Source organism: Streptomyces sp. NPDC029014, from assembly GCF_055564695.1.
Window position 1 is genome coordinate 42,489 of sequence record NZ_JBVHVT010000037.1, and the last position, 26,736, is coordinate 69,224.

The 26,736-nt window shown below is 72.7% G+C and carries 25 protein-coding genes; 16 read left to right on the top strand and 9 right to left on the bottom strand.

What is annotated here, in order from left to right:
- Positions 1–46 precede the first annotated feature (46 nt).
- Both ACZ4VL_RS21330 and ACZ4VL_RS21335 read right to left on the bottom strand, forming a co-directional pair.
- On the bottom strand, positions 47–916 hold the full coding sequence (locus tag ACZ4VL_RS21330; RefSeq protein ID WP_468202121.1) for an STAS domain-containing protein: 870 nt from the start codon (positions 914–916) through the stop codon (positions 47–49).
- A 158-nt stretch (positions 917–1,074) separates the two neighbouring features.
- A complete protein-coding gene (locus ACZ4VL_RS21335; protein WP_468202124.1) occupies positions 1,075–1,437 on the bottom strand; it encodes a MarR family transcriptional regulator in 363 nt (120 codons plus the stop codon).
- Positions 1,438–1,769: 332 nt separating this feature from the next.
- Here ACZ4VL_RS21335 and ACZ4VL_RS21340 point away from each other — a divergent pair, with 332 nt between their 5' ends.
- Positions 1,770–2,465: an N-acetylmuramoyl-L-alanine amidase gene (locus ACZ4VL_RS21340; protein ID WP_468202127.1), complete on the top strand. Its 696-nt coding sequence runs from the start codon at positions 1,770–1,772 to the stop codon at positions 2,463–2,465.
- A 17-nt stretch (positions 2,466–2,482) separates the two neighbouring features.
- Here ACZ4VL_RS21340 and ACZ4VL_RS21345 read toward each other — a convergent pair whose 3' ends face one another.
- Positions 2,483–3,976, bottom strand: coding sequence for a M1 family metallopeptidase (locus ACZ4VL_RS21345; protein WP_468202130.1), 1,494 nt, complete (start codon positions 3,974–3,976; stop codon positions 2,483–2,485).
- Positions 3,977–4,105: 129 nt separating this feature from the next.
- Entirely contained in the window at positions 4,106–4,546 is a 441-nt protein-coding gene (locus ACZ4VL_RS21350) for a nuclear transport factor 2 family protein (protein ID WP_468202132.1), read from the bottom strand.
- Positions 4,547–4,668: 122 nt separating this feature from the next.
- Between ACZ4VL_RS21350 and ACZ4VL_RS21355 the strand changes: the two genes are divergently transcribed.
- Positions 4,669–5,241 (top strand): TetR/AcrR family transcriptional regulator, encoded by a 573-nt coding sequence (locus ACZ4VL_RS21355; RefSeq protein ID WP_468202135.1) that lies wholly within the window; start codon positions 4,669–4,671, stop codon positions 5,239–5,241.
- A 15-nt stretch (positions 5,242–5,256) separates the two neighbouring features.
- Here the strand turns inward: ACZ4VL_RS21355 and ACZ4VL_RS21360 are convergent, their stop codons facing one another.
- On the bottom strand, positions 5,257–5,598 hold the full coding sequence (locus ACZ4VL_RS21360; RefSeq protein ID WP_468202138.1) for an STAS domain-containing protein: 342 nt from the start codon (positions 5,596–5,598) through the stop codon (positions 5,257–5,259).
- Between the two features lie 227 nt (positions 5,599–5,825).
- Positions 5,826–6,230: an ATP-binding protein gene (locus ACZ4VL_RS21365; RefSeq protein WP_468202141.1), complete on the bottom strand. Its 405-nt coding sequence runs from the start codon at positions 6,228–6,230 to the stop codon at positions 5,826–5,828.
- A 1,025-nt stretch (positions 6,231–7,255) separates the two neighbouring features.
- On the opposite strand from ACZ4VL_RS21365, the gene ACZ4VL_RS21370 reads away from it, so the two are divergent.
- The 8 genes from ACZ4VL_RS21370 (at position 7,256) to ACZ4VL_RS21405 (ending at position 18,093) form a co-directional block, all read left to right on the top strand.
- A complete protein-coding gene (locus tag ACZ4VL_RS21370; RefSeq protein WP_468202143.1) occupies positions 7,256–8,452 on the top strand; it encodes an exo-beta-N-acetylmuramidase NamZ family protein in 1,197 nt (398 codons plus the stop codon).
- A 28-nt stretch (positions 8,453–8,480) separates the two neighbouring features.
- The gene (locus ACZ4VL_RS21375; protein WP_468202146.1) at positions 8,481–9,461 is read left to right on the top strand and encodes a GNAT family N-acetyltransferase; all 981 of its coding nucleotides are present in this window, start codon (positions 8,481–8,483) and stop codon (positions 9,459–9,461) included.
- On the top strand, positions 9,458–10,819 hold the full coding sequence (locus ACZ4VL_RS21380) for an ABC transporter substrate-binding protein (RefSeq protein ID WP_468202147.1): 1,362 nt from the start codon (positions 9,458–9,460) through the stop codon (positions 10,817–10,819). Before ACZ4VL_RS21375 ends, ACZ4VL_RS21380 begins: the two co-directional genes overlap by 4 nt.
- Positions 10,813–11,775: a carbohydrate ABC transporter permease gene (locus ACZ4VL_RS21385; RefSeq protein WP_468202149.1), complete on the top strand. Its 963-nt coding sequence runs from the start codon at positions 10,813–10,815 to the stop codon at positions 11,773–11,775. The genes ACZ4VL_RS21380 and ACZ4VL_RS21385 overlap by 7 nt, the downstream gene beginning before the upstream one ends.
- The gene (locus ACZ4VL_RS21390; RefSeq protein WP_468202152.1) at positions 11,772–12,641 is read left to right on the top strand and encodes a carbohydrate ABC transporter permease; all 870 of its coding nucleotides are present in this window, start codon (positions 11,772–11,774) and stop codon (positions 12,639–12,641) included. Before ACZ4VL_RS21385 ends, ACZ4VL_RS21390 begins: the two co-directional genes overlap by 4 nt.
- 225 nt (positions 12,642–12,866) lie before the next feature.
- Positions 12,867–13,253, top strand: coding sequence for a hypothetical protein (locus tag ACZ4VL_RS21395; RefSeq protein ID WP_468202154.1), 387 nt, complete (start codon positions 12,867–12,869; stop codon positions 13,251–13,253).
- A gap of 634 nt (positions 13,254–13,887) precedes the next feature.
- Entirely contained in the window at positions 13,888–15,669 is a 1,782-nt protein-coding gene (locus ACZ4VL_RS21400) for an N-acetylglutaminylglutamine amidotransferase (RefSeq protein WP_468202155.1), read from the top strand.
- 63 nt (positions 15,670–15,732) lie between these two features.
- Positions 15,733–18,093, top strand: a complete 2,361-nt coding sequence (locus ACZ4VL_RS21405) for a S9 family peptidase (RefSeq protein WP_468202156.1) — start codon at positions 15,733–15,735, stop codon at positions 18,091–18,093.
- Here ACZ4VL_RS21405 and ACZ4VL_RS21410 read toward each other — a convergent pair.
- On the bottom strand, positions 18,068–20,122 hold the full coding sequence (locus ACZ4VL_RS21410; RefSeq protein ID WP_468202158.1) for a HelD family protein: 2,055 nt from the start codon (positions 20,120–20,122) through the stop codon (positions 18,068–18,070). The genes ACZ4VL_RS21405 and ACZ4VL_RS21410 overlap by 26 nt on opposite strands.
- A 595-nt stretch (positions 20,123–20,717) precedes the next feature.
- On the opposite strand from ACZ4VL_RS21410, the gene ACZ4VL_RS21415 reads away from it, so the two are divergent.
- Positions 20,718–21,548, top strand: a complete 831-nt coding sequence (locus tag ACZ4VL_RS21415) for a magnesium and cobalt transport protein CorA (RefSeq protein WP_468202160.1) — start codon at positions 20,718–20,720, stop codon at positions 21,546–21,548.
- 51 nt (positions 21,549–21,599) lie between these two features.
- On the top strand, positions 21,600–21,977 hold the full coding sequence (locus ACZ4VL_RS21420; RefSeq protein WP_468202163.1) for a hypothetical protein: 378 nt from the start codon (positions 21,600–21,602) through the stop codon (positions 21,975–21,977).
- A 36-nt stretch (positions 21,978–22,013) separates the two neighbouring features.
- On the opposite strand, the gene ACZ4VL_RS21425 is transcribed toward ACZ4VL_RS21420, so the two are convergent.
- Entirely contained in the window at positions 22,014–22,541 is a 528-nt protein-coding gene (locus tag ACZ4VL_RS21425) for a hypothetical protein (protein ID WP_468202165.1), read from the bottom strand.
- Between the two features lie 67 nt (positions 22,542–22,608).
- The gene (locus tag ACZ4VL_RS21430) at positions 22,609–23,208 is read right to left on the bottom strand and encodes a TetR/AcrR family transcriptional regulator (RefSeq protein ID WP_468202167.1); all 600 of its coding nucleotides are present in this window, start codon (positions 23,206–23,208) and stop codon (positions 22,609–22,611) included.
- Between the two features lie 154 nt (positions 23,209–23,362).
- Here ACZ4VL_RS21430 and ACZ4VL_RS21435 point away from each other — a divergent pair, with 154 nt between their 5' ends.
- From ACZ4VL_RS21435 to ACZ4VL_RS21450, 4 genes are all read left to right on the top strand, one after another.
- On the top strand, positions 23,363–24,271 hold the full coding sequence (locus ACZ4VL_RS21435; protein WP_468202169.1) for an NADP-dependent oxidoreductase: 909 nt from the start codon (positions 23,363–23,365) through the stop codon (positions 24,269–24,271).
- Between the two features lie 380 nt (positions 24,272–24,651).
- Positions 24,652–25,452: an alpha/beta fold hydrolase gene (locus ACZ4VL_RS21440; protein ID WP_468202172.1), complete on the top strand. Its 801-nt coding sequence runs from the start codon at positions 24,652–24,654 to the stop codon at positions 25,450–25,452.
- 280 nt (positions 25,453–25,732) lie between these two features.
- The gene (locus ACZ4VL_RS21445; protein WP_468202174.1) at positions 25,733–26,137 is read left to right on the top strand and encodes an STAS domain-containing protein; all 405 of its coding nucleotides are present in this window, start codon (positions 25,733–25,735) and stop codon (positions 26,135–26,137) included.
- Between the two features lie 62 nt (positions 26,138–26,199).
- Positions 26,200–26,634, top strand: coding sequence for an ATP-binding protein (locus ACZ4VL_RS21450; protein WP_468202176.1), 435 nt, complete (start codon positions 26,200–26,202; stop codon positions 26,632–26,634).
- Positions 26,635–26,736 lie beyond the last annotated feature (102 nt).

The following is a 26,736-nucleotide window of genomic DNA, read 5'->3' on the forward strand; positions in this document are numbered from 1 at the left end:
GTACGTCCCACCGGAGGGCATCGTCCTGAACTGCGCCCCTCCGCGGTCAGGGCAGGTCCTCCGGGGGGCGGCGGGGGTGCGGGCGCCATGCGGCTGCTGCCTCGATCTGCAGCAGGCTCAGGCCGGTCTCCTTGCTGAGGTTGCCGATGCTCAGGCCCCCGGGGCGTCGGCGCATCGCGCGGTCGATCTTGGCGGCCCACAGCTCTTCGTCGACGAAGGGCTTCCTGCCGTAGTGGGTCCGGAGGCCGACGAGATGGGCCGGGGTGCAGGCGAGCACGGGCCGGCGGCCGTCCTGCGCGGGATCGAGGGGATGGGCGAAGGACGAGTCGAGCACGCGGCCGCGGACGGCTTCGCCGGGGGTGGTGATGCTTCCGCACAGGTCGCAGAACGACAGGCCTTCGGCGAGCGGGACCGCCTCCGGCGGCTGCGGCCGGCGAGGACGCTCGGCGTCGGCGGTCAGGCCGCCCGGCTGCGCGGGGCCCGGACCGGATGGCGCGGTGCGGGACTGCCCAGGGGTGCTGTCGGCCGGTCGCTCGGGGCGGCCACGGACGGTGAACAGCCGGCGGGTGTCCGTGATGTCCAGCAGGCGGGCCACGCGGTCGCTCGGGGCGGTGAGCACCAGCGCCTTCCCGGTGTCGTGGGCGAGGGCGTTCAGGGCGAGGAGGAGGTGGAGGCCCGAGCTGTCGCAGAAGGTCACGTCCGACAGGTCGATGTCGAGGCCGGTGCCGCTGGACTCCAGGGCGGTGGTGAGGACCTCGCGCAGGGCGGGTGTGCCGTCGAGGTCGAGCTCGCCGCGCAGGTGGGCGAAGACCCGCTCGGGGCCGCGTTCGACGTCGACGGCCGCGACGGCGGTGGACGGGATGGCGCTGTTGGCGTCCGCGGGAGTGGCGCGTGTGCGGTCGTCTGGGATGGCCATGGCCTCTCTCCTTTCGAAGCCATACCACGCGATCGCGTGCAGTCGTTCGGGCTGTGGCACGGCAGGGCCATGACGCATCGGCCGGACAGCGGGCCGGTTCCGGATGGCTGTGCCGCAGGTGGGTACCGCTGGAGGAGGCGGGGCCCCCGATGGTGCGGTCACGGTGGAGGATGCCGGGCCCGGCCGCCTCCGTCCGCGCCGGACGGGACGGCGGTACCGCCCGGGGGGCGGAGCTCGGCCAGAAGGTTCAGCAGGTCGGCGATCTCGTGGTGTCCCTCGGCCGGATGACGGAAGAGGGTGCCGGGCGTGACCTGGTAGTGGTTGCGACGGCCGTGGCGGACGCGGGTGAGGTACCCCGCGGTCTCCAGGTCGGCGACGATGGCCTGGGCCGCGCGCTCGGTCAGCTGGCAGGCCGTGGCCATGTCCCGCAACCGGATCTGCGGATCCCGGAGGATCATGGCGAGGATCCGGGCGTGGTGGGTCACGAACGTCCAGCTGGTACGAGGTTCAACCGGCTCCATGTCCGAAATAATACGAATGGCGATTCTGGTTTCGCCAGTCCGGAATGCGAAGTCCTCCCTCGGAACGCCCAGGAAACGCAACGGGCCGCCGGAGCCGGACGGCAGACCCCGGACGGGGGAGGGGCCGGACGGGCCGTGCGGCGGTGGAACGGGGCGGCGTCCGTCGGCCGGGACGGGCCGGGGCAGGGGTGAGGGTGTGCGCCGATTGGTCGGGGATCGGCTTGCTGGCGTGTGGGCCCTGGTGAAGGATCAGGCTACGGGATGCGCCGCTTATGTTGCGTGATGTCACGTTTCGCGGTGTGTCGTTCTTCGTCTGCCCGACTTCATGAGGAGTGGCCATGGAAGACAGCCCGCTCACCCGGCGACGGCTGCTGTGGGGTGCCGGCGCGGCGGGTACGGTTCTGGCCGCTGCCGGGCTGTCGCAGCTGGCGGTGCCCGGGGAGAGGGTGAAGGCTGCGCGGCCGAAACCCGTGCCCAAGGCGCCCAGTGCCGCAGGGGCGTCCGTGGTCAGGCGGCGGGACTCCTCGGTGGACTACGCGCCCGCCGTCTGGGTCGACGCCTCCGAGTCCAACTACGCGCCCGCGAACCGCCCCGAGGACTATCCCATCGACTACGTCGTCATCCACCTGACGACGGACCACATGCCGATCATGCTCCGCATGTTCAAGGACCCCACCGAGAAGGTCTCCGCGCACTACGTGATCAGCGCGACCGGCACGCGGATCGCCCAGTGCGTGCGCGAACGCGACGTCGCATGGCATTCCGGCAGCGTCTGGTTCAACCACCGCAGCATCGGCATCGAGCACGAGGGCTGGATCGACCAGCCCGTCTACTCCGACAAGATGTACGAGGCCTCCGCCGTGCTCACGGCCACGATCTGCGCGAAGTACGACGTGCCGGTCGACCGGGACCACATCGTGGGCCACGTCGAGGTCCCGCTGGCCACGCACGAGGATCCCGGGCCCGTCTGGAACTGGGACAAGTACATGAAGCTCGTCGCGACCGCCCGCCGGCGCATCAGGACCTGACACCGCGTCCACCCCCCTCACGCGGGCTTGCCGTCGCCGTAGAGCCACGCGTCCCAGATCGGGTCGAGGTCCCGACCGGTCGCGGCCTCCGCGTACGAGGTGAAGTCGGCCGTGGAGGCGTGGCCGTGGCGGTGGCGCTGCGTCCAGCCCCGCACCAGGCTGTGGAAGGCGTCGTCGCCGAGGGCCTGGCGGATCTTGTGGACCACCATCGCGCCGCGCACGTACACCGGTTGGCGGGAGATGTCCGAGGCGGTCGGCGGCTCGGCGGGCGGGAAGTCCCACTCGTCGTCGTCCGCCGCCTTGGCGTGGTTGCGGTCGAAGTGCTCCTGGGCGGTGGACCCGCCGTGGTCCTCGGTCCACAGCCACTCCGCATAGGTCGCGAAGCCCTCGTTGAGCCACATGTCCCGCCAGCTGCGCGGGGTGACGGAGTTGCCGAACCACTGGTGGGCCAGTTCGTGCACCACGTTGGTGGTGTGGAAGATGTCGGCCGGAATGGTCGGCCTGGTCTGGGTCTCCAGGGCGTAGGGCACGCCGGCGGCCTGATCGACGATCACCCCGGCTGCGGAGAACGGGTAGGGGCCGAACCTCCTCTCCGCCCATTCCATGATCTCGGGGAAGCGGCCGAGCACCGCTCCGTCCTCGTCCACGTCCGCGGTCGTGTCCATCGCCGACACGACCGGGACGCCCGATCGGGTCCGGGACGTCTTGATGTCGTAGCTGCCGATGGCCACGGTCGCCACGTAGCTCGCCATGGGCTCGGCCTGGTGCCAGTGGAAGGACTCGCGGTCGCCGCTGGTGCGCCGGGCGCGCAGCTGCCCGTTGGAGATCGCCTGGACCCCCTTGGGGACCGTGACGGTGATGTCGTACGAGGCCTTGTCCGACGGGTGGTGGTTGCCCGGGAACCAGGACATCGAGCCCGTCGGCTCACCGAACGCGACCGCTCCCTTGTCCGTCCTCAGCCAGCCTTCGCGCCACCCGTTGTCATGGGTGATCGACTCCGGCGTGCCCGTGTAGCGCACGACGGTGCGGAAGGCGGTGCCCTTCTTGATGTGGTCGCGCGGCTGTACGGTCACCTCCTGCCCGTCCTGCCGGACCTGCGCCTTGCTGCCGTCGACGGTGGCGCTCAGCACCTTCAGGCCGAGGAGGTCGAGATCGAAGGCGCTGAGGTGCTCGGTGGCCTTCGCGGTGATCTCCGCAGTGCCGTCGAGGCGGCCGCTGTCGGGGTCGTAGGCCAGGTCCAGGGCGTAGTGGGTGACGTCGTAGCCGCCGTTGCCGAGCCTGGGGAAGTACGGGTCGCCGGCCCCCGCGGCGGCGGGGTGCCCGCCGCGGAACACCGCACCGGGAGCCCCCGTCCGCCCGGTGTCCGCCCCGGTACGAGCCCCCGCCCGCGCCTGTGCGCCGGTACGGGCACCCGCCTCGCCGCCGCCACGGCCCGTGGACTCCGAGCACGCGGGCAGCGCGGCGAGCAGACCCGCGACCGCGACCGCGGTCAGACGTCGGGAAGTCTTCACACGGCCGAGCATGACCCAGCCCTCCGGCGCCCCGGGCCCGCCACGCCGTGCGCATGGCCCCTCCGGCGGGCACGGACCGGCCATCGGCCGTACCGTTCCGGGACCGGGAACCCCGGCGGGCTCGTGCTGCTACTTGCCTTCCAGCGCCTCGACCAGGTGGGGCAGGCCGCCGCCGGCGACGATGAGGGCGAGGTGGTCGTGGTAGTCCCGGCTGCTGACGATCAGCCCGTCGCGGACCCGCAGTACCTGGATGTTGGCGGCGTCGAAGGTTCGCCCGGTCGGCCGGTGGTGCACGTGGTAGTCGAACTCGGCGACGACCACCTCGGCGTCGTCGGTCTCGCGGACCACCACGTTCGCCGGGGTCAGCTCCACGGGCGAATGCGCGGAGACCAGCGCGAACCGCTCCGCCAGTGCGGCCCGGCCCTCGATCCGGCGGGGACCGACCGGCTCGAAGACGGTCTCCACCACCGCGTCCTCGGCGTAGAGCCCGGCCAGTTCCGTGTACCGGCCCGCCCCGATGCCCTCGATCAGCTTCTGGAAGACCTCGCGCGGTGACGGCGTTTCGGGCATGACAAACCTCCCGTGGGATCATGGATAGAATCGGACTAACGACTCCGTTTTCACGATACGGACTGGCGACTCCGGTTGTCCAGGGCGGGTTTCCGCCGTCGACGGCGAAAGGTGGGAGACGGATGGGTGGCGCTCAGGAACGCCCGCTGCGCGCGGACGCGGCCCGCAACCGGGCCAGGCTGCTGGACGCCGCCACGGAGGTGTTCACCACCCGCGGTGTCGGCGTGACGACCGAGGAGATCGCCCGGACCGCAGGGGTCGGGGTCGGCACCCTCTTCCGGCACTTCCCGACCAAGGAGGCCCTGCTGGAGGCGGTGATGGTGCGCAGACTGGAGGAGATCGCAGCCCGGACCGCGCGGCTCGCCGCCGAGGCCGGGCCTGCCGAGGCCTTCTTCGCCTGCTTCCGCCTGGTGGTGGAACAGTCCGCGGGCAAGAGCGAGTTCGCCAAGTACCTGGCCGCGGCAGGCGTAGACGTCCATGCGTCCCTGCACGGGCCGAGCGTGGAGATCCAGGCCCGGCTGGCCGATCTGCTCGCCGGGGCGCAAGGAGCGGGGGCGGTCCGCCCGGAGCTGGGGATGCCGGAGCTCCTCGCCCTCCTGGCCGGTACCGGCAGCGCGATGGAACAGCTCGGAGCCGATCCGGAGCCCCGGGAGCGGATCTTCGAGGTCGTCTTCGACGGGCTGCGGCCGCGCTGACCCGAAGGCGGCGGCTCAGGCCGGTACCGCCGGGGCGAGGGTGAACAGGTGGGTCGACCCGGTGAGCTCCAGCATCCTGACCATCTGGTGACTGGGCGCCGCGAGGACGAGGTCGCGCCCCGCCTCCCGGGCCTCCTGCCTGGCGGCCAGCAGCGCGTTCAGCCCTGCGGAGTCGCAGAAGGACGAGTTCTGCAGGTCGACGACGAGGTCCCAGCCTTCGGGGGCCACGGACAGGGCCGCCGTCAGTGAGGCCCTGAGCTGCTCCGCGTGGTCGTAGTCCATGTCGCCTCGCACGCGCACCACGAACCGGCCCGGGCTCAGGCGTGTGGGCTCCGCGTGCTCCTTGCCCGTCATCATGGCCCACCTCCTCGGTATGTCGGGCACCTGCCCTGCGCGCAGTCCCGCATGCACGGCTGACGCGACCGCTCGCCCGGGCGCTTCGCCGGGCTGCACGAGGGCGCTCGGGGAGGCGGGCCCCCAGGTGGCCGACGGGCCCGCGCCCGTGATCGCCGCGTCCTTGCAGGGCCGCCTCGCCAGCCCGGGCGGCGGCTTCCGGAGCCCGCTCGCCGGACGGGGTCGTGCCGTCACCGGGGTGGACCGCGAAGCGCCGTGGGGGTCTCCACGGTGGTGCGGGCGGCGACCACGACAGTGATCGTCTTCCCGGAGGGCCCGGTGTCCACGGTCACGTGTTCCGCCAGCCGGTTCACCATCAACCAGCCGAAACGGCCGGGGACGTCGGCCGCGGCGGGGTAGTGGACGGGCACGCCCTGGTCGGCGTCGCAGACCTCGACGGCGGCCCGGGGCGGTCGGCAGCGGATCCGGAAGGCGGTGACGCCGCCCGCGTGGCGCCGGGCGTTGGAGACCAGCTCGGTGACCACGAGGAGGGCGTCGTCGAGATCCGGACCGATGACGCCGTGTGCGGCCAGCACGCGGCGGGTGACCTCTCGGGCCTCCTCTCCCGTCAGGTCGCCTGCCGGTCGATGTGCCATGGTCTTCCCTCCCTCGGTCCACCGGTGCCGGGTGCTACTCCTGCGGGGCGCCTCGTACGCGCACCCGTCCGCCGCGCGGCGCCCGGCCCCGGGCGGGCACCGTCTCACAGGCGCGTCTGTCCTGCGAGGAGGACCCGAAACCCGACGGGCGTCCCGTCGACGGGGAGGTGTTCGCCCTGCGGACGGCGTGCGGGACGCGTTCGTTCTCCGGGGCGCGGTGCCCGTCCGCGCGCGCCGCACCGAGGTGGCCTTCCCGGCCGGTCGCAGGGCGTGCCCCCCGTGTCAAGTCGCCCTGGCGACCAGGGACTTGGGGCGGAGGATGCGGTCCTGCTCCGACCGCACGGCGTGGCCGTGCGGCCCGGTGCGCACCGACCGCGCATCGAGCTCCGCCCACTGCTGAGGCCCCCCGGCGCTGCGCCTGGTCCTGCTCCGACCGCCCCGCGGTGCCCGGCGCCGGCGGTTCCGCGCCGCCGCCTACCGCCCCGCCTCGGGGGTCGGTCGCGTGTGCACCGTCGCCCTGCGTCGCCCCGGACCCCCGTCCTGTGGACGGCGACCCTGCAGCAGGTCGAGCATCTGTTCCATGACCTGGCCGAAGTCGTGCCACGGAGCCGACGGCTGCTCGTCCGCCCGGCGAACGGTCGCGTCCCGGTGACCGGTTCCCGTCGACGCCATCGTGATCAACTCCTCCGATCGGGTCTCCCCGATCCCATCGCCCTACAGGCCCGGGAGCCGGTGCGCAGTGGCACGGTTCCGGGGCCCTGTGGAGAACTACGGGCCCCGTGCGGGCTGCTGGGGTCGTGGTGCAGGGGGCGTCTTTCCTCTGGCGGCTGGTTCAAACCTGCACTGGCCGATCCTGCGCGGCTGACGCCCCGTCGGGTGGGGTCCGACGGGGCGTCAGCCCGACGACCGCAGAAAGATCCGAGCCGCACTCGGCGCGACCTGTTGGCAAATAATTGCGGAATTACCGGACAAACCGGTAAATTTCCTGCCGCGGCTTCGAGATGTCACCGGCAGACGGGCACAGGATGACCACGGACGACCACGTCGCGGTGACGACCGGGATCGCACGACTGCACGCCTCGCCCGGGCTCGCCGGGCCCGGCCGCCTCGGGCTGGTCACCAACCACACCGGCGTCCTGCCCGACCTGCGCCCGGCCGCCCCCGCGCTGCTCCGGGCCGGCGTGCGACTGGTCGCCCTGTTCGGTCCCGAGCACGGACTGCACGGGACCGGTCAAGCCGGCGAGAGCGAGGCCGCTCGGGCGGACCCCGCCACCGGCCTACCGGTCCACGACACCTACCGGTGCAGCGGTGAGCTCCTCGACAAACTGCTGCTCGACAGCGGTGTCGACGCCCTGGTGTACGACCTGCAGGACATCGGGGCCAGGTTCTACACCTACGTGTGGACCATGTTCGACCTGATGGTCTCGGCGGCCCGTACGGGCGTACGGTTCGTGGTCGCCGACCGGCCCAACCCCATCGGCGGACTCGTCAGCGAGGGCCCCCTGCTCGACCCGGCGTGGGCCAGCTTCGTCGGGCGCGCCGCCGTACCCGTCCGGCACGGCCTCACCTGCGGCGAACTCGCCCTGCACCTCAACGCCTCGGCCGTGCCCCACGCTGCGGGCACCGCGGCCGACTTGACGGTGATCGAGGCCGTCGGCTGGCGGCGCTCCATGGACGCGGAGGCGACCGCCCTGCCGTGGGTCGCACCCTCGCCGAACATCCCCACCCCCGCCGCGGCCACCGTCTACCCCGGGACGTGCCTGTTCGAGGGCACGAACCTCTCGGAGGGCCGGGGCACCACGCAGCCCTTCGAGATCGTCGGCGCTCCGTACGTCGACGCGCGCTTCGCGCCCTCGCTCGCGGAGCTCGACCTGCCCGGCGTCCGCTTCCGCGACCTGAGGTTCGTGCCGACCTTCCACAAACACACCGGGCGGCTGCTGCGCGGAGTCCAGCTCCACGTCACCGACCGCGAGGCCTTCGCCCCCGTACGCACCGCCGTGGCGATGCTCGGCACGCTGCGGCGGCTGTACCCGGACCACTTCGCGTGGCGGGCCCCCGACAGCGGTGCGGAAGGGAGCGACCGGCGTCCCTTCATCGACCTGCTGTGGGGGTCCGACCGGTTGCGGCGTGCCGTCGACGCGGGCGACGACCCCCTGCCGCTGTGCGATCCGCCGGTGCCACCCGGCCGATGGGCCGGCGACGGCGTGCTGCTCTACCCCTGACCTGCGCATGGAAGGACGACCCCCGCCGATGACCGATCTGACGACGACGGCCCCCGCCCACATCCGCGGCTTCCGCGCGGGCGACGGGCCGCAGCTGGTGGAGGTGTGGCGGCGCAGTGCGCCGGCCGACCCCATCACCGCGGACCGCTTCCGCTCCCTGGTCCTGCTCGACACCAACTTCGATCCGGAGGGACTCCGGATCGCCGTCGAGGGCGACCGCGTCGTCGGTGCGGCCTACGCGGTGCGCCGTCTGACGCCGATGGCCGGCACCGACCTGGAGCCGGAGCAGGGCTGGATCCCGTTCTTCTTCGTCGACCCGGCCGCCCGCGGGCGCGGCCTCGGCCGCCGACTGCTGGCCGACGCCCTGGACTGGCTGCACGGCCACGGCCGCACCCGGGTCGACTTCTCCTCGTACACCCCGAACTACGTCCTCCCCGGCCTGGACGCCGAGGCGTACCCGGAAGCGGCCAGGCTCCTGGAGTCCCTGGGCTTCAGCACCCTGTACGAGGCGGCGGCGATGGACCGCGGCCTGGTCGGCTACCGCTTCCCCGAGGACGTAGCCCGCCGCATGGAGGAACTGACGACCACGGGCTACCGGTTCGCCACCCCGTCCGACGACGACCTGGTGGACCTCTTCGCACTCGCAGGCACCCACTTCGGCCCGGACTGGGCCTGCACGATCCGGGCCTGTCTGGCCGCGGGCACGCCGCTCGACCGGATCGTCGTCGTACGGGACCCTGCGGACCGCCTGGTCGGCTGGGCGATGCACGGCGCGTTCGACGCGGTGGACGAGCGGTTCGGTCCGATCGGGGTGCTGGAGGAGATGCGCGGCACCGGCCTCGGCGAGGTCCTCCTGCACCTGGTCCTGGAAAGGATGCGGGCGCGCCGCGCGCACTCCGCGTGGTTCCTGTGGACCGGCGCGCAGTCCCCGGCGGGCAGCATGTACCGCAAGACCGGCTTCACCACGACCCGGGTGTTCCGCGTGATGCGCCGTGAGGCCGCTCGGTGACGCCGTCCCGCGGCGGCGGTTCCCGCGGCGGTTCCGGCGGCGGCCCGAGCCGCCGTCACTTCGCGTTCGCCCTCCCGGCGGCGCTGCTCGCCTCCGGATGCTCCGCACCGCACCGCGGCACCGGGCGGCCCGGCGACCCGATCGTCCTCACCCTGCTCTCCCACTACGCGAGCGGGGTGCTCAAGGAGGCCCTGCAGGGCCCGGTCGACGAGTGGAACGCCACCCACGACCGGGTCAAGGTGCAGACCAAGGCCGTCGAGTTCACGGACCTGCTGACCACGTTCATGGTCCGGCAGGCCGCGGGCCAGGGCGCCGACATCCTCCACCCGTACTGCCTGTGGAACGGCCAGCTCGTGCGGGCCGGGGTCCTGCGACCCGCCCCGTCCGAGCACGCGGAGGAGATCTCGCGCGGTTACGGTCGAGCCGCGGTCGGCGCGGCGTCGGTAGGCGGCCGGGTCTACGGCTACCCCACCGAAGTGCAGACGTACGCCCTCTACTACAACAAGCGGTTGTTGCGCGAAGCCGGCATCGACGGCCCGCCGCGCACCTGGCGGGAGCTGGAGGAAACCGCCTACCGCACCGCCCGCCGCGACCGCTACGGCAACACCCTGGTCCAGGGCTTCGGACTGTCGACCGCCGACGACTCCACCACCGTCGGCCAGACCCTCGCCCTGCTCAACGCCGCCGGCGGAACGTTCGTCTCCGAGGACGGCAGGAGCACCGCCATCGACTCGCCGGCCGGCCGGGCCGTGTTCGACCTGGAGCACCGCCTCGTCACCGGGGGAGCGAGCGCCCCCGGTGTCAACGTCTACAAGGCGTTCCGCTCCGGGCAGGTGGCCATGGTGGTCAGCGCCGGCTGGTGGACCGGCAGCCTGAAGAGCCAGATGGGCGCGGACTACCGCGACGTCGGGGTCGCGCCGCTGCCCCTCCCCGAGGCGGACGGCGAGCGCGCCACGCTCTCCACCGGCTTCATGCTGGGGGTCAACGCGGCCAGCAAGCACCCGGGCGCCGCCTGGGAGTTCCTGCGCTGGCTCAACACCGAGAAGGTGAACGTGAAGGGCGCCGGAACGGCCGGGAAAGCGACCCGGATGAGCGCCCTCCAGGTGTCGGTCGGCTCCCTGACCGGCCGCGCCGACGACATGCGCACGCTCCTCGGCGCACACGGAGATGCGAACCTGCGCCCCTTCCTGGACGCGCTGGCGTACTCGGTGCCCGAGCCGAACGTCCCCGGCGCACAACAGGCCAAGTCGCTGCTGCGCACGAACATCGAGGCGTTGTGGACCGGTCAGCAGACGGTCGACCAGGCCCTGCGCACCACCCGCCGCCAGGTCGATCGAGAGGTGTCGCGCTCATGGTGAACACCCTGACGCCGGCGACGACCGAGCGGGCGGCGCCCGGCACGCCGTCCGCCGGACCCGCCACCGACGGACGCGCCCGCACCCGGCGCCGCCAAGTCGTCGTCGCCTACCTCTTCCTGGCGCCGACGCTGCTGTTCTTCGCCGTCTTCCTGATCCTGCCGCTCGGCTTCGCGCTGCTGCTGTCGATGTCCCGCTGGGCCGGGTTCGACCTCGGCGAGATCCGACCCGTCGGCACGGACAACTTCACGAGCCTCTTCGCGGACGGATCGACGTTCCTGGCGCCCGTCCTCAGCAACACGCTGCTGTTCGCCCTCGGCACCGTCGTCCTCGCGCTCGCCGGCTCCGTGGTCGTCGCCACCTGCATCGACACCCTGCGGTTCCAGGGCCTGTGGCGCACCCTGTACTTCCTGCCGATCGTGACGACCGTCGTCGCCGTCGGCAACGTGTGGAAGTACATGTACGAACCGGGCGGCCTCGTCAACGGAGTCCTCAACACCCTCGGACTCGGCTCGGTGGCCTTCCTCCAGGACCCGGGCACCGCGCTTCCCTCGGTCGTGGTCGTCCAGGCCTGGGCCTCGGTCGGCTCGGCGATCCTCGTCCTGACCGCCGGGCTGAAGTCCATTCCCGCGTCGTACTACGAGGCCGCGGAGCTCGACGGCGCAGGGCCGGTCACCGTCTTCTGGAAGATCACGCTGCCGCTGCTGCGGCCGTCCCTGCTGCTCGTGTGCATCACCCAGCTCATCGGCGGTCTGCAGTCGTTCGCGCTGATCGTCGTGATGACCAAGGGCGGACCGGGCGACGCGACGAACGTGGCTGCCCTGGAGATGTACCGTCAGGCCTTCTCGTACGGCCACTGGGGCCCGGCGAGCGCCGCCGCCTTCGTCCTGTTCGTCGTCGTCCTCGTCGTCACCCTCGTGCAGTTGTGGATCTTCCGGCGCAAGGGGGAGGACGCATGATCCGCCGCCGTTTCCCGTGGTTCTCGTACCTGGTGGTCGTGACCGGCGCCGTGCTCACGGTGGTGCCGTTCCTCGACATGGTGATGACGTCGTTCAAGGGGGCCGGCGAGGCCGGGACGCTGCCGTACCGGTTCCTGCCCGAGGCGTTCGACCTGTCGAACTACCGGGCGGCGATCGACCAGCTCGACCTGCCGGTCCTCTTCCGCAACAGCGTCATCGCGACCGCAGTGATCACCGGGTCGGTGCTGCTCACCTCGTCACTCGCCGGCTATGCGCTCGCCAAACTCCGCTTTCCCGGCCGGGACCTGATCTTCCGGCTCGTCCTGTCGACGATGATGTTCCCGCCGTTCCTCTTCTTCATCCCGCACTTCCTGATCCTGGTGCACTGGCCGCTGGCGGGCGGCAACGACCTGTTCGGCCGCGGGGGCGCGGGCCTGACCGTCAGCATCGCGGCGCTCGCGATGCCGTTCCTCGTCAACGGCTTCGGCATCTTCCTGATGCGCCAGTTCATGGTCTCCGTCCCGGACGAGGTCCTGGAGGCCGCGCGCATCGACGGCGCCGGCGAGTTCGCCGTGTGGTGGCGGATCGTCGTGCCGCAGACCAGGCCGGTCGTGCTGACGCTCGGTCTGCTGACGTTCGTCCACGGGTGGAACGAGTACATCTGGGCGCTGCTCGTCACGACCGCCAACCCGGACGTGATGACGCTGCCCGTCGGCATCCAGCTCCTGCAGGACTACGTGGACCCGACCCGCACCATGCCGATCGTCATGGCCGGTCTCGTCCTGAGCATCCTGCCGGTCCTGATCCTCTTCCTGCTCCTGCAGAAGTACTACATCCGGGGGGTGATGCTCAGCGGCCTCAAGTGAGCGGTGGTCGTGCAGTTCCCTCGAACGGCCATCGATCGACCATGCGAAATCCGGTCGACGACAAGGCGGAAAATAGAACTAGTCATCACGGATGGGTGTGGAGTACGCCGTGCTTCCGCCATCGACCTCCGTGCACCCACAGGATCGGGCTTCCGGAACACCACCGCGAGCTGATCGGTGCGTGGCCCGGAGGCAGATGGTGTCAAGGCAAGTGGGGACGGGTGCATGCTCACAGCACGGCTCAAGAAGCTCTCGGTGGCCCTGTCGGTGCTCGGCCTGGCCCTCAGTGGCGCGGCCGCAACCCAGGGAACCGCCCATGCGGCCAGTTACGGCTGGGTCTACATCTCCTTCCCGAAGTGGCTCGGGAACTGCCCGAACGCGACCGTCACGGGAATCCAGGCGTACACGGACTACTGGAACACCAACTGGGACTGGGGTGACGACCTGGTCTACGGCAAGGTCGCGCTCGGCCAGCGCAACACCGTCATCGGCAACCTCTTCTGCAAGCGGCCGGGCGGCGGCTACTACCAGGCCGTGGCCCGCTACGACGTCGTCCCGACGCGCAACGGGCAGACCGTGTGGGTCGGCCCGGGAGGCTGGACGCGCAACTGACCGGCCGGCGGGACGACCGCTGATCGTCCGGGCCCCGGGACGCAGGCGCGTCCCGGGGCCCGACGCTGTGTGACGCCCGTTCCCACGGGCTGCTGGTCCCTGCTGCCGCCCGCCGGAGGGCCGCCGACGAACACGAACGGACCAATGTCGACATTCTCCCCGCTCCGGGGGCCTGACGCCTGCGGTACGGGCGCCGGAAGCGGTGCGGGTTCGGTCGGTGACATGCTGTCCCGGGCACCGCCGGGTAATCTGGCGTCGAGCTCGACCGCCGACGGAACGGGCGGGACGGCACCACGAAGTGCCGGCACCCCGCCCTCCGCCCACCAGGGCGGGGCGGCCGGGCAAGGGCCACGGCCGGGCGACGCAGAGCCTCACCCGGCGCCCGCAGCGTCCGCGGGGTCGCAGCCGGACGGTCCGGCGCTCCGCCCCGAGCGGCGATTGCGCACCTGCCCGCATCAAGGGCGGTGTGGCGGGCATGCGCCCAGTACGTCGATCGCCTGTTCGGCCGGAGTCGTACGGCACCGGCCCAGGGCACGGGAGTGAACGTCATGGTCGAGCTGGCTTGGGCTCCGGACGGACGGGCGCCCGCAGTGATGCGGCAGCCCCGAAGCACGAATGGATCGGGTGGTGCCGTATGTGTGGCCTGAGCGGGGAAGTCCGCTTCGACGGCCGCAGGCCGGACGTCGCCGCGGTCGAGCGCATGACGGACGAGATGGAGGACCGAGGTCCCGACGGCAGAGGCCTGTGGTCGCAGGGCTCGGTGGCCCTGGGCCACCGCCGCCTGCAGATCATCGACCTCACCGAGAGCGGTGCCCAGCCGATGACCGACCCACAACTGGGCATCTCCGGCGTCTTCAACGGCTGCGTCTACAACTACCGGGAGCTGCGCGGCCGGCTCGAAGGGCTCGGACACCGCTTCTTCTCCGGGTCCGACACGGAGGTCCTCCTCAAGGCCTACGGCCAGTGGGGACCGGGTTGCGTCGAACGCCTGGTCGGGATGTTCGCCTTCGCGCTGGTGGAGCACGACACCGGGCGCGTCGTACTGGGCCGTGACCGCCTGGGCATCAAGCCGCTGTACCTCACCCAGGACAGCGACCGCCTGCGGTTCGCCTCCTCCCTGCCCGCCCTGCTGGCGGGCGGCGGAGTCGACACCTCCCTCGACCCGGTGGCCCTCCACCAGTACCTGAGCTGGCACGGCACGGTTCCGGCGCCCCGGACGGTGCTGTCCGGCGTACGCAAGCTGCCGCAGGCCACCGTCCGGATCGTCGAACGGGACGGGACGCACCGCGACCACTGCTACTGGCAGCCGCCGTACGCCCGCCGCCCCGAGGAGGGCAGCGACCCGGAGCAGTGGCGCGAGGCCGTCCAAGAGGCCCTGCGCACGGCCGTACGGCGCCGCATGGTCGCGGACGTGCCGGTGGGCGTCCTGCTGTCCGGCGGACTGGACTCCAGCCTGATCGTGGCCCTGCTGGCGGAGGAAGGGGTGGGTGACCTGGCCACCTTCGCGATGGGCTTCGAGTCGGAGCGGGGCGAGGAGGGCGACGAGTTCCACTACTCCGACCTGGTCGCCCGCAAGTTCTCCACCGACCACCGCCAGTTCATGATCGCCTCCGACCGGCTCCCCACCGCGCTGGAGGCGGCGATCGGCGCGATGAGCGAGCCCATGGTCAGCCACGACGCCGTGGCGTTCCACCTGCTGGCGGAGCAGGTCGCCAAGGACGTCAAGGTGGTGCTGTGCGGGCAGGGCGCGGACGAGGTGTTCGCCGGCTACCACTGGTACCCCGAGATCGCCGCGGCCGGACGGGCCGACGCGGCCGACGCCTACGCGGACGTCTACTTCGACCGCACGCACACGGGCGTCGCCTCCCTGCTGCACCCCGACATGGTGGCCGAGCGCGACGCCTCGCGGGACTTCGTCCGCGCCCACATGGCGGCCCCCGGCGCGCAGACCGCGCTCGACGCGACCCTGCGCCTGGACGTCCAGACGCTGATGAGCGACGACCCGGTCAAGCGCGTCGACAACATGACGATGGCCTGGGGCCTGGAGGCGCGGGTGCCGTTCCTCGACCACGAACTGGTCGAGCTGGCCGCGGCCTGCCCGCCGGAGCTGAAGCTGGCGCAGAACGGCAAGGGCGTGCTCAAGGACATCGGCCGCCGGATCCTCCCCGCCGAGGTCGTCGACCGGCCCAAGGGGTACTTCCCGGTTCCCGCGGTCCGGCACATGGCCGAACCGGTGCTCACCCGGGTACGCGAGGCCCTGACCGCCCCGGAGGCCCGCCGACGCGGCCTCTTCGACCAGGACCGCGTGGCCCGCATGCTCGCCGACCCCGCGCGCCACCGCACGAAACGCGGAGCCAGCACCCTGTGGCAGGTGGCCTCGCTGGAGATCTGGTTGCAGACCCACGGCGTCGACTGACACCGCACGGTGAAAGTCCCCGGCTTTCCCGGAAGCCCCCGGCAGCCCTCGAAGAGGCCCTACATGTCCCTGGACCGCTCCGAACGGCACGACCCCGCCCGGACCGCCGACGCCGCCGCGCCGGGGGGTCGGGCGGCCCGGCCCGAAGCCGCGACGGCCGCACCCCCACCGCCGTACGTGGAACGACCGTCTTCCGGACGCCCTCCGGGGCCGGGCCCGCAGGCCCCGGACGGCGGTTCCGCCCCCGATCCGGCACGCGTGTCCGCACAGGGCCCGGCCGCGGCACCCGTCCCGCTCCGGCTGGCCGACACCGCAGCCGCCGTGGACCTGCCCCCCGTGCTCAAGGCCCACGGCTGCTGGTACCCCTCGGCCGACCCCACCGGCGACCACGTGGCGTACATCTGCGACCGGGCCGGCGTACCCCAGCTGTGGAGCGGCCCCGCCCACGGCGGCACGGCCCGCATCCTCGACGCGGACCCGGACCCCGTGACCGAGGTGTCCTGGTCGCCCGACGGCCGCTGGATCGCGTACACCTCGGCGCCGGGCGGCAGCGAACACACCCGGGTGCTGGTCGTCCGACCGGACGGCACCGGAAGGCAGGTGCTCGCGGGAGCCCAGCCGGGTGCCTCCGCCCACCTGGGCGCCTGGACCCGCGACGGGGCCCTCCTCGCCGTCACCATCGCCGAGCCGGGCGCCGCGGGCGCCCACAGCGGCGGGGGCCACATGCCGCAGGACGCCGGAGCGGGCCCGGGGGGCACCCCCCTGCCGACCGGGTGGGCGGAACGCGACCCGCGCGACGGCCAGGCCACCTTCCTCGGCACGCCCGCCCCTCCCACCGGCGGGAACGGCGCGCCGGCGGGGCCGGGGACCGGGCCCCCGCTGCTCACCCCCCTGCCGGGCCGTCCCGCCGTGACACCCGACGGCACGCCGGCAGCAGCCGTGACCGGTGCCGGCGGACGCCTGGCCGTCTACCTCGTCGACCCCGACGGTGTCCAGGCGCCGGCCCTGCTGTTCAGCGAGCCGGGTGCCGCCTCCCTGCGCGCGTGCGACATCGGCGCCGACAGCCGGTTCGTCCTGCTGCGCCGCGGCCCGCGCGGCCGCCGCGAGGCCCTCCTCCTGGACCGCGTCACGGGCCGCATCACCTTCCGGCTGGCGGTCGCCGACGGCGATCCCTGGATCGGCCGGCTCGCCCCCGACTCGCGGACCCTGTGGCTGCGCAGCGACGCCGACCGCGAGTTCGCCGCGCTCCTCAGGGCCCGGCTGGACGAGAACGGCACCATGGAGGCCCTCTCGGTGGCGGCGGAGCGCGAGGAGACCGCCCTCGACCTGCTGACCCTGCCCGACCACGGCCGCTGGGCGCTCCTGGCGTGGAACGTGCACGGCGCGAGCGAGCTGGAGAGCGTCGGCCTGCCGAGCTCCGACGGATTCGAGCCCGTCGGACCCCGCCACCCCTCGCCGCTGCCCCACGAGGTGGTCACCCGCATGGCCCCCGTGGCACGCGGCGGCCTGTTCGCCGCCCTGTCCGGGTCCCTGCGCAGGCCCGGCATCTGGGAGGTGACCGGCGACTACGACCCCGTGCGCACCGCCTGGACGGCGACCGACGAGGACGCGGCGCCACCCGGGCGGCCGCCCGTCCGCCCGGAGCCCCTGCGCAGCCACGCCCGCGACGGTCTCAAGCTCGGCGGCTGGTACTACCGGGCACGCGAACGGGCCCCGGGACGACCGGCCCCCTGCGTCATCCACCTCCACGGTGGTCCGGAGGAGCAGGAACGACCGGTGTTCAGCCCCCTCTACCACGAGATCCTCGGCCGGGGCATCGACGTCTTCGCCCCCGACGTGCGCGGCTCATCGGGTTGGGGCCGGTCCTTCGTGGACGCCGACCTCGGCCCCGGCCGTTTCGCGGCCATCGAGGACGTCGCCGACTGCGCCGCCCACCTCGTCGCCCGGGGGTACGTCGATCCGCTGCGGCTCGCGGTGATGGGCCGTTCGTACGGCGGCTACCTCACCATGGCGTCGCTGGTCTGGCACCCCGAGCTGTTCCGCACCGGCGTCGCCGTCTGCGGCATGTCCGACTTCGCCACGTTCTTCGCCGGCACCGAGCCGTGGATCGCCCAGTCCGCGGCGGCCAAGTACGGCCACCCCGAGCACGACGCGGCCCTGCTGCGCGCCCTGTCCCCGATGAGCCGCATCGACCGGCTGCGGGCACCCGTGCTGGCCGTCCACGGCGAGCACGACACCAACGTCCCGCCGGCGGAGTCGGAGCAGTTCGTCCGCGCCGCGCGCGACCGCGGGGTGCCGGCCGAGCTGCTCACCCTCCGCAACGAGGGCCACGACTTCCTCCGGGCGGACAACCGCCGCCTCTACCGGCGTGCCGCCGCGGACTGGCTGCAACAGCACCTCATGCCCGACCGCACCGGTTGGTGATCCCACCGGGCTGGACGGTGATGGTGCAGAGGCGCTTGGTGGCCCGGGTCAGGGCCACGTACACGTCCCTTTCCCCACCGGGGCGGGTCGTGATGATCTCCTCCGGGTTCACGACGACGACCCCGTCGAATTCCAGGCCGCGTGCTTCGGACGCCGGCACTATGCGGGCGTGCTGGGCGATGCCCCGGGCCGTCAGCTCGCTCACCCTGGTGTCCGCACAGATCACTCCCAGCAGCTCGCCCGGGTGCGCGGTGCTCTGGGCGCGCAGTTCCCGGACGACGGCGTCGACCAACCCGTCCGCAGGCGTGGTCACGGTGCGGGGGCTCTCGCCGCTTCGCAGCGACCGCGTGGGCTTCTGGTCCGGAGCGATCCGCGCGAGCAGGTCCCGGACGCTCTCCAGGATCTCCTGCGTGGTGCGGTAACTGACGGTCAGGTCGTGCAGGGTGAACCGCGGTCCGAGGTGCGGGCCCAGTGCTTCCTTCCAGCCGCGTGCCGTCGCGACCGGCCCTGCCTGGGCGAAGTCACCCACCAGCGTCATGGACCGTGCCGGGCAGCGGCGGACGACCATCCGCCACTGCATGGCGGTCAGTTCCTGCGCCTCGTCGACGACGACGTGCCCGTACGTCCGCTCGGGAGGGCCGTCGACCAGGCTCGCCGCCTCGTCCAGCAACGGCACGTCGGCATCGGTCCACGGGTCCTCGGGACCGCGCAGCAGAAGGGACCGCTCCTGCGCGGTCAGGCGGGGCAGGTGCTCGGCAAGAGCGTCGCCGTCCGTCAGGAGCGCCTTCACGAGGTCACCGGGTGCCAGCCGCGGCCACAACCCCTCGACCGCCCGGTCGACGCCGGCGTCGTCGAGGAGATCGGCCCGGAGGGCGTCCAGGTCCAGGTCGTGGACCGGACCCGGGTCGGCCGCACCTTCCGCACGGCGCCGGGCGGTTCCCGTGAACCGGTCGAGGTCGATGCCCGTCATCGCTTCGGAATCCGCGTCGATCTGCTCCAGGAGCTCGCCCATGTCCCGTTGCACCGCGTCGGTGACGGCGTCGACCAAGAGCTCCTTGAAGACCTGGCGCGCGGGGTTGTGCCCCTGTACGGCCGCCACGGCGGCGTCGCGTGCCGTGGCGACCTCCTCGCCGGAGAGGCGGACCAGTTCCTGTCCGACCCGCACGGTGAAGTCACCGGCGGGCGCTTGGTGGACCCGCAGCAGGCCGGCCAAGGCGTCGGCGAGGTCGCAGCCGCCCTTGAGGCGCGCCGTTTCGAACGGGCCCACCATGTCCGTGGACACTCCGGCCAGTTCCCGGCAGGTCGCCAGAACGACGTCGTTCTCGCCGAGCGAGGGAAGGACCTGGGAGATGTATGCGAGGAACCGGGCGTTCGGGCCCACCACCAGGACACCCTCCTGCGCGGCGCGCGGGAACGCGTACAGGACATAGGCCGCCCGGTGCAGGGCGACCACCGTCTTGCCGGTGCCGGGCCCGCCCTGCACCACGGTCACCCCGCGGTGGGCGGAGCGGATGATCTCGTCCTGCTCGGCCTGCAGCGTCGCGACGGCCGCGTGCATCCTGCCCGTACGCCGTGCCGACAGGGCCTCGGTCAACGGCCCGTCTCCCACGACGTCCTCGTCGGTCGGGGCGGTCCCGTCCAGCAGTTCGTCGCTCACCGAGATGACCGTGCGCTCGTCGAGGCGCAGGTGCCGGCGCCGCCGCAGGCCCATCGGATGGACCGGTGTCGCCTCGTAGAAGGGCCGCGCCGCGTTCGCGCGCCAGTCCACGAGCAGCGGCAGGTCGTCCTCCTCCGTCTGCAGTCCGATCCGCCCGATGCGCAGGGCCGTGCCGTCCGTCCAGTCGATGCGCCCGAAGACCAGCCCCTTTTCGGCACCCTCCAGCCGGCCGATTTCCTTGGCCAGACGCTCGGCGGCGATTTCTCTCTCGTACGCCTCACCGGCGCCGTCCGCCTTGGCCTTCAGCACACTCGCACGCTGTACTCGCGCCTCGGAAATCCGCTCGGTGAGCAACTCGTACAAGGAGGACACGTGATCCTGCTCCGATTCAACCGCACGCACAGCAGGATCATTCATTTCTGACAACAGGAAGCTCCTTCGATTCGGGCCACACCCTACGGTCAAGGCTCTCCAAAGGTAAGTCTTGACTTGCTTGTTGAAGCCATGCCCCTGAGACCGGCCTATTGATATTCCGCCGTTCCGCATATCGCCTATTGCGCTCCCGGTGCCCGCCTGCCTCATGGACGAGCCCGCCCCCTTGGACGCAGGCGGAACTGTTCTGCCGCGCTCCGGAAAAGGGGTCGCTTCGTCCGCGGCGGCCCGACCGGGCAGACGGGCACGGAATGGGTCAAGGCATCGGCTGCTGTCCGCCGTGAAATTCACGGTGCAGACGTTCGCCGCCGCCGGTGAACTCCAGCGCCCCCTCCAGTGCGACCAAGACGTCAGCCGCGGCGGGAGTTCACGGGCCCGGCGAGGCTCCGGGGCTCGCCCGGGGCCCGCTCGGCGGCGGCGCGGCCGATACGGCCATTCCCCCGCGGCCGCCCGGCTCCGCCGATACGCTCGGGGCCGACGAACGGTGAGGACAACGCCGTTGGCTGGATGGGCCGTTCAGGACGGGGGAATCGCGATGGGATGGCTGAACCGTCGACGCGCACAGGAGTCACCGGACGAGGCCGTCCGCAGCCTCGTGACACACCTCTCCTCCGGCAATCCCCTGGCACCGATGACGCCGACGATGGTGACCCAGCCGGGGGAGACCCAGTACGCGGACCTCGTGGTCGGCTGCCACGCCTTCTACGGCACGAACGTCGAGTACTCCTCCGGATACGCCGTCCAGGGCGGCCCCCTCTTCATGGCCTTCGGCGTCCTCACCGGCGAGCTGCACAACGCCCGGACGCGTCGGCAGGCCCAACGCATGGCGGAGATCCAGTGGCGGTGGGAGGGCGAGATCAGGGTGGTGCTCACGGACCGCAGGCTCGTCGGATTCTTCGGTACCGGCGCCGAGGTGTACTGGCTGGAGCACCTCCTCGCCCTCACCCCCGCCTCCGACGGCCGGGCGGTGAACCTCACCTTCAACGGGGGTGCGCCCCTGCTGTTCTCCGGGGCCTGGGCCCCTTGGCTGTGCGTCATCACGGCGGCGCTGGTCCACCGCAGCCCCTGGCCGCCCGGTCACCCCCTGCCGGACTTCGCCGCCCCGGCCCCGGCGCCCGCGCCTGCGCCCGCCCGGCTTCCGGCCGCACCGCCCGCCCGTGCAGCGCTGCCCTCTGCGCGCAGCGCGCCGACGGAGGCGCCGCTCGCCGAGCGGCTGGCCGAACAGGTCGACCCGCTCCCGCCGGACCGGGCCGCCGAGATCCTGGCCGGACACCCGGCGACCACCGTGGCAAAGGTCCTCGACCTGCTCGGCACCCGCAAGGCCCGCGAGGTACGCGCGTCCCTGCAGGGCCGTCGCGAGGGCTGAGCGGGAGAACCCGCTGGGGTCGGGCCCGCCGGGCCGCGTACGCTCGCCCGCATGCCCCGCTCTTCGAAGGCGGCCCGTCGGCTCGTCGCCGACGGGCGCACCTACATGTGGACGATCCGCCACGGCCACTGCGTGCTGGACGACGGCGGCTGCCGCAAGACCCTCACCCTGCGCCGTCACCCGTCGGGCACGGGCGGCGTGCTGCGCTTCGTCTTCGACGAGGGCCCCGGCCGGTACGTCTCGGGTTTCACCACGGGGTCGGGGGAGGTGGGTGCCGTCGGCATCGGCGCCCTGAACCTGCACGAACCCGGCACCGTACGGTTCTTGCTCGACACGGCCCTGGCCCGCGGATGGGAACCGGGGGAGAGGCGGGAGACAAAGGTCGACGGCTGGGCCTTCCTCGAGGCGGCGGTCGCCGCACGCGGCTGAGCCCGGCCCGGCGAACCGGCCGGCGTCCCCGCGTCCTCAGGACGGGCGGGCGGGGGGCGGGATGCGGGCCACGAGTTCGCGGGCGGCCCGGAGCAGCTGCGCGGTGACCTCCTCCGGGGGCCGCTGCCGCCCGCCGCGTTCTCCCAGCGCCGTCACCGCTTCGATGAGCGGTTCCAACTCCTCGCAGCCCCCGTAGGCTTCGGCGACCTCGTGGAGGATGAGCGAAGCGCCCTCCGCGGGGTCGAGCCACCCGTCGACGATCTCGGAGGCCCACCAGCGGGCGAGCGCAAGCCGGCTCTCCCAGTAGCCCTCGGGCGGGTGGAAACCGAAACCGAGCTCGTCCATGACCCGGCCGAACAACTCCGGTGCCTCGTCGTGCTCGCAACGGCTCAGTGCGCCCAGGTGCCACAGCGACGGCGTGTCGACGCCGGCCATCACGGCGCGCTGGGCAGCTGCGATCAGGACCTCGGCGTCAGCGTGCCCTCCGTCCACCCACTCATGGGCCATCTCCCGCAGTTCCTGCACCGCTCGGGCCACCGTGGCGGGGGCTTCGCTCGTCGACATGACGGCATGCTGCCACGCCCTGCCGCCCCGGGACATCGGATATCGCCCGTCGTCGGCCGGCGGTGCGTCAACAGCGTCCCGCGTTGCGGGCGCGGTCGATCGTGGTGAGCCATTGCGTGACGGTGATGTCGATGAACTCGTCGCTCGCCTCCTGCCGGTCGAAGAAGAGGCGGGCGAGGAGCGGCCCGTAGAGCAGCGTGTACTGCTCGGCCGTGATCTGCAGGCCGGACGGTATCAGGAGCTCGTTGAGGGCGGCGAGGCGGTCTTCGACGATGCGCCGCAGCGCCTGCGCACTGTCGGGGTCGTGGTCGGCCTGGGCGGCCATGGCGAGGGCCGCGGCGCGGGTGGCGGGGTCGGTGATGCCGGCCCGCAGGCTGACCAACCAGGCGAGGGCGACGGCCCGTGCGTCGGTGCCGGGTTCGGGGTAGCCGAGGTCGGGGCCCTGCAGGGTGAGATCGGAGAGCAGGGCCGCGCGGGTGGGCCAGTGCCGGTACAGGGTCTGCCGCGTGACGCCGGCGCGTTCGGCCAGGAGGGCGTAGGTCAGCCCGGTGACCCCCACCTCTGTCAGGAGCTCGCGGGCGACGCACAGGATCCGGGCGCGCGTGCGCTGCACGCGGGGGTTGCAGGGGTTCGGCTGGCGGAGGTGGGCGGGCGGCTGGGGCGGCATGGGGGCCACCCTACCCGAAATCACACACGGTGTGTGATGTGGGCCACTCCGCATCGGCTTCGAATTCATACACGGCGTGTGATACACCTGGAAGGGTAATCACACGCACTGGATGATTCTTGGGCGTGCGCCATCTCTCCTCCTGGAGCTTTCGATGTCCACCGCGATCACCTTTCCCCGCTACGGCGGCCCGGACGTGCTCACGCCGACCGAGGTCGAGGCTCCCGAACCCGGACCCGGCCAGGTCCGGATCAGGGTCCGGGCGGCCGCCGTCAACCTGATCGACCTGAAGATCCGCTCCGGGATGATGCGGGGCATCAGGCCCGTCGCGTTCCCGCATCTGCCGGGCTGGGACGTGGCCGGCGTCGTCGACCGGGCCGGCGAGGGCGCCGGCGCCGTGGTCGGTGACGAGGTCTTCGGCGTCGCCTCGCTCGGCGGCTACAGCGAGTACGCGCTGCTGGAGCAGCCCGTCGCCAAGCCGCAGGGGGTCTCCTTCGAGACCGCCGCCGCCCTGGTGACCGTGGGCGAGACCGCCTACCGGGCCCTGCACCAGCTGGGTGCCGAGGAGGGCGGGACCCTCCTGATCCACGGTGCGGGCGGCAGCGTCGGCACCATTGCCGTCCAGCTGGCCGTCGCCCGGGGCATCACCGTGATCGCCACCGCCGGCGAGCACGACCTCGACCGGCTCACCCGCCTCGGTGCCGTCGCCGTGCTCTACGGGGCGGGCTGGCCGGAGCGGGTGAAGGCCGTGGCACCGCAGGGCGTGGACCGTGTCCTCGACTCCTCCGGCGCGGGCGTGCTGGCGGACTCGGTCGCCCTGGCGGGGAATGCGGCCCGCGTGATCACGATCGCGGACATGGCCGCCGCCCAGCACGGGGTGCGCTTCAGCGGCGGCGACCCGGCGGACCGCCTCCCGCAGGCCCTTCCCGAGCTGGTCGAGCTCGTCGCCGCCGGCGGGCTGGACCTCCCGATCGGCGCCGTCTACCCGCTGGCCGAGGCCGCCCGCGCCCACGCCGACATCGAGGCCCGCCGCACCCGCGGCAAGGTCGTCCTCCTGCCCTGAACCGAGCCCCCGGTCCAGCCGGGGCCACCGTCAGCCCCCACCCGATCCGGCTGCGGTCGCATCCCAGCCTGGATCCGCCCCGGCCCGGCCCCGGCGCGCGCGAGACCGGGCGGGCGGAACCGCTGGCACTGACCGCCCACCGCCTTCCCCGCCCTCATGGCGGATCTGGGCCCGGCCGCCCCGCTCGCGATGCCGGGACCCGTCAGCGCAACGGGGACCCCGCACCCCGCGGCCGTCACCCGCGGGCCCACACCCACAGCCTCCTTCAGGGCCGCGCTCTGCTGTCCGCACTCAGGCAGCTCCGCTGCCAGCCGCAGCAGGCCCCTGCCAGCACCGATCCACACCCCTCGCTTCACCACCACCGGAAGGACCGGTCTCCCATGTCCGTACGCGACCTCCCCGCCCCGACCTTCGCCCGCACCACCATGGGCTCCGGCCCCGGCCTCGCCCTGGCCCACGGGGCCGGCAGCAGCGTCGACAACACCTACGGCCCGATCCTGCAGGGCCTGGCCGCCCGCCACACCGTGGTCGGGGTCGACTACCCGGGCAGCGGCGACACTCCCCGATCCACCACTGCGCTGTCTCTGGACGATCTGGCCGACCAGCTGGTCGCCGCCGCCGTCGCCGAGGGCATGGAGACCTTCGCCCTGCACGGCTACTCCCTCGGCGGCCCCGTGGCGATCCGCGCAGCCGCCCGCCACCCCGAGCGCGTCAGCGCCCTCGTCCTGTCCGCCACCATGGCCCGCCCCAACAACCAGCAGTCCCTGACCCTCAGGGTGTGGGGCAAGCTCGCCGCCCTCGGCGACCCCCGCCTGGTGACCGAGTTCCTCCTGCCGCACGCCCTCAGCCCCCGGGCCATCGAGGCCATGCCCGCCGAACAGCTGGAGGAGGCCGTCGCCCACGCCGCCGCCGACATCGCCGACGGCACCGTGGAGCACGCCGAACTCGCCACCCGGCTGGACGTCCGTGACGACCTCGCCGGCATCCGCGTCCCCACCCTGGTCATCTCCACCACCGCAGACCACCTGGTTCCCCCTGCCCTGCAGCGCCGGCTCGCCGAGGCCATCCCCGGCGCGGAGACCGCCGAGCTGCCCACCGGCCACCTGCCCATGATCGAGCGTCCGCAGGAGTGGCTGGAGCTCATCACCGACTTCCTCGCCCGGCACGGCCGGCGCGCCTGACCACTACGCGCGCGATGTACGGGACCCCGCCCAGGTGGTGGGCCTGCGGGACCGGGAAGACCGAGCCCGCGAGGAGGCGGGGCCCATTGCCGCGCCGAATCGGTTGCCCGGGAGTGCGTCGGCGGGCCCGAACGGGGTAGGGGCCGGGGTGTACCGGCTCCGCCACCTTGGCGTGCGCCGGATGCCCGTCGGCCGTCGCCGCACTGTCTCCCGCAACCGCGAGGAAATGATGCCCCGGCCCACCGTGACGGTGAAGCCTCGGTGGGCTGGGAGGCGCATCGTGCCATCCGACGAGTACCACCTGCATTCCGCCGTCCTCGCCCCGGACCTGAGGATAGAGATCACGAGTGTCCACGGCACCGTGGTCTGCACGGTCGCCGGGTATCTGCACAGCGACAACGAAGACCACCTGCGGCGGGCCCTGGACGAGGTCCTCGGCCGACGCCCGACCATGATCGCGATCGGTCTCGCCGCCGTACAGCTGTTCACCTCCAGTAGCCTGAACGCCCTGCTCACCGTACGCCGTGCCGCGTACGACCGCGGCGTACCACTGGTCCTCGTCGCCCCCAGCCGGGGCGTGCGGCACGTCCTGGAGATCACCGAAGCGCACCGGGTCTTCCGCACCTTCCCGAGCTTCGACGAGGCGGTACGACCCCACAGGGGACCTCCGCCGAACACGGTGTGAAGCGCGGCCAGAGGGGCAGACGCTCCGGCGTGAACGCGCCTCCGGTCCGCACGGGAGCTGTCATGCGCCCACCGCACGTACCGCCCGCCCCCTCGGCCTCCTACCACCGCTGCCTCGCCTTCCGGTCGGACGGCCAGAGCGACGCCGTCCGCCCGGGTCTCACCTTCACCCGGCGTGCCCTGGCCGACTGGGCGCCCGACGCCGACTCCACGGCCGTCGACGACGTCCTGCTGGTGGCGGCAGAACTGCTCGCCAACGCCGTCGACCACGCCGGCGGGCCCCTCGCCCTGTACCTGCGCCTGGAGCCGGGCTCCGCCCGGCTGCGGATCGAGGTCACCGACGGGGTGTCCGCCGAGCCGCGCGTCCGCCCCCTCCTGCTGGACGAGCCGCGCGGACGGGGCGTCCGCATCATCGACCGGATCGCCGCGGACTGGGGAAGTCGCCCGGAGGAGACCGGAAAGACCGTCTGGGCCGAACTCCGCTTCCCCGCCCCGTAGCGAAACGGCCGTCAGCCCGGTCCGGGAGGGGAGCAGGCCGCCTCGGCACGCCCGTGCACAACGGCGTTGCATGCGCGGCCGGTTCGGGGGCAAGCGGCAGGG

Coding starts and splice junctions, on each gene's coding strand:
- ACZ4VL_RS21330 (WP_468202121.1), bottom strand. CDS start 916: ATGGCCATCCCAGACGACCGCACACGCGCCACTCCCGCGGACGCCAAC.
- ACZ4VL_RS21335 (WP_468202124.1), bottom strand. CDS start 1,437: ATGGAGCCGGTTGAACCTCGTACCAGCTGGACGTTCGTGACCCACCAC.
- ACZ4VL_RS21350 (WP_468202132.1), bottom strand. CDS start 4,546: ATGCCCGAAACGCCGTCACCGCGCGAGGTCTTCCAGAAGCTGATCGAG.
- ACZ4VL_RS21355 (WP_468202135.1), top strand. CDS start 4,669: ATGGGTGGCGCTCAGGAACGCCCGCTGCGCGCGGACGCGGCCCGCAAC.
- ACZ4VL_RS21360 (WP_468202138.1), bottom strand. CDS start 5,598: ATGATGACGGGCAAGGAGCACGCGGAGCCCACACGCCTGAGCCCGGGC.
- ACZ4VL_RS21365 (WP_468202141.1), bottom strand. CDS start 6,230: ATGGCACATCGACCGGCAGGCGACCTGACGGGAGAGGAGGCCCGAGAG.
- ACZ4VL_RS21370 (WP_468202143.1), top strand. CDS start 7,256: ATGACCACGGACGACCACGTCGCGGTGACGACCGGGATCGCACGACTG.
- ACZ4VL_RS21375 (WP_468202146.1), top strand. CDS start 8,481: ATGACCGATCTGACGACGACGGCCCCCGCCCACATCCGCGGCTTCCGC.
- ACZ4VL_RS21385 (WP_468202149.1), top strand. CDS start 10,813: ATGGTGAACACCCTGACGCCGGCGACGACCGAGCGGGCGGCGCCCGGC.
- ACZ4VL_RS21390 (WP_468202152.1), top strand. CDS start 11,772: ATGATCCGCCGCCGTTTCCCGTGGTTCTCGTACCTGGTGGTCGTGACC.
- ACZ4VL_RS21395 (WP_468202154.1), top strand. CDS start 12,867: ATGCTCACAGCACGGCTCAAGAAGCTCTCGGTGGCCCTGTCGGTGCTC.
- ACZ4VL_RS21400 (WP_468202155.1), top strand. CDS start 13,888: ATGTGTGGCCTGAGCGGGGAAGTCCGCTTCGACGGCCGCAGGCCGGAC.
- ACZ4VL_RS21405 (WP_468202156.1), top strand. CDS start 15,733: ATGTCCCTGGACCGCTCCGAACGGCACGACCCCGCCCGGACCGCCGAC.
- ACZ4VL_RS21415 (WP_468202160.1), top strand. CDS start 20,718: ATGGGATGGCTGAACCGTCGACGCGCACAGGAGTCACCGGACGAGGCC.
- ACZ4VL_RS21420 (WP_468202163.1), top strand. CDS start 21,600: ATGCCCCGCTCTTCGAAGGCGGCCCGTCGGCTCGTCGCCGACGGGCGC.
- ACZ4VL_RS21425 (WP_468202165.1), bottom strand. CDS start 22,541: ATGTCGACGAGCGAAGCCCCCGCCACGGTGGCCCGAGCGGTGCAGGAA.
- ACZ4VL_RS21430 (WP_468202167.1), bottom strand. CDS start 23,208: ATGCCGCCCCAGCCGCCCGCCCACCTCCGCCAGCCGAACCCCTGCAAC.
- ACZ4VL_RS21435 (WP_468202169.1), top strand. CDS start 23,363: ATGTCCACCGCGATCACCTTTCCCCGCTACGGCGGCCCGGACGTGCTC.
- ACZ4VL_RS21440 (WP_468202172.1), top strand. CDS start 24,652: ATGTCCGTACGCGACCTCCCCGCCCCGACCTTCGCCCGCACCACCATG.
- ACZ4VL_RS21450 (WP_468202176.1), top strand. CDS start 26,200: ATGCGCCCACCGCACGTACCGCCCGCCCCCTCGGCCTCCTACCACCGC.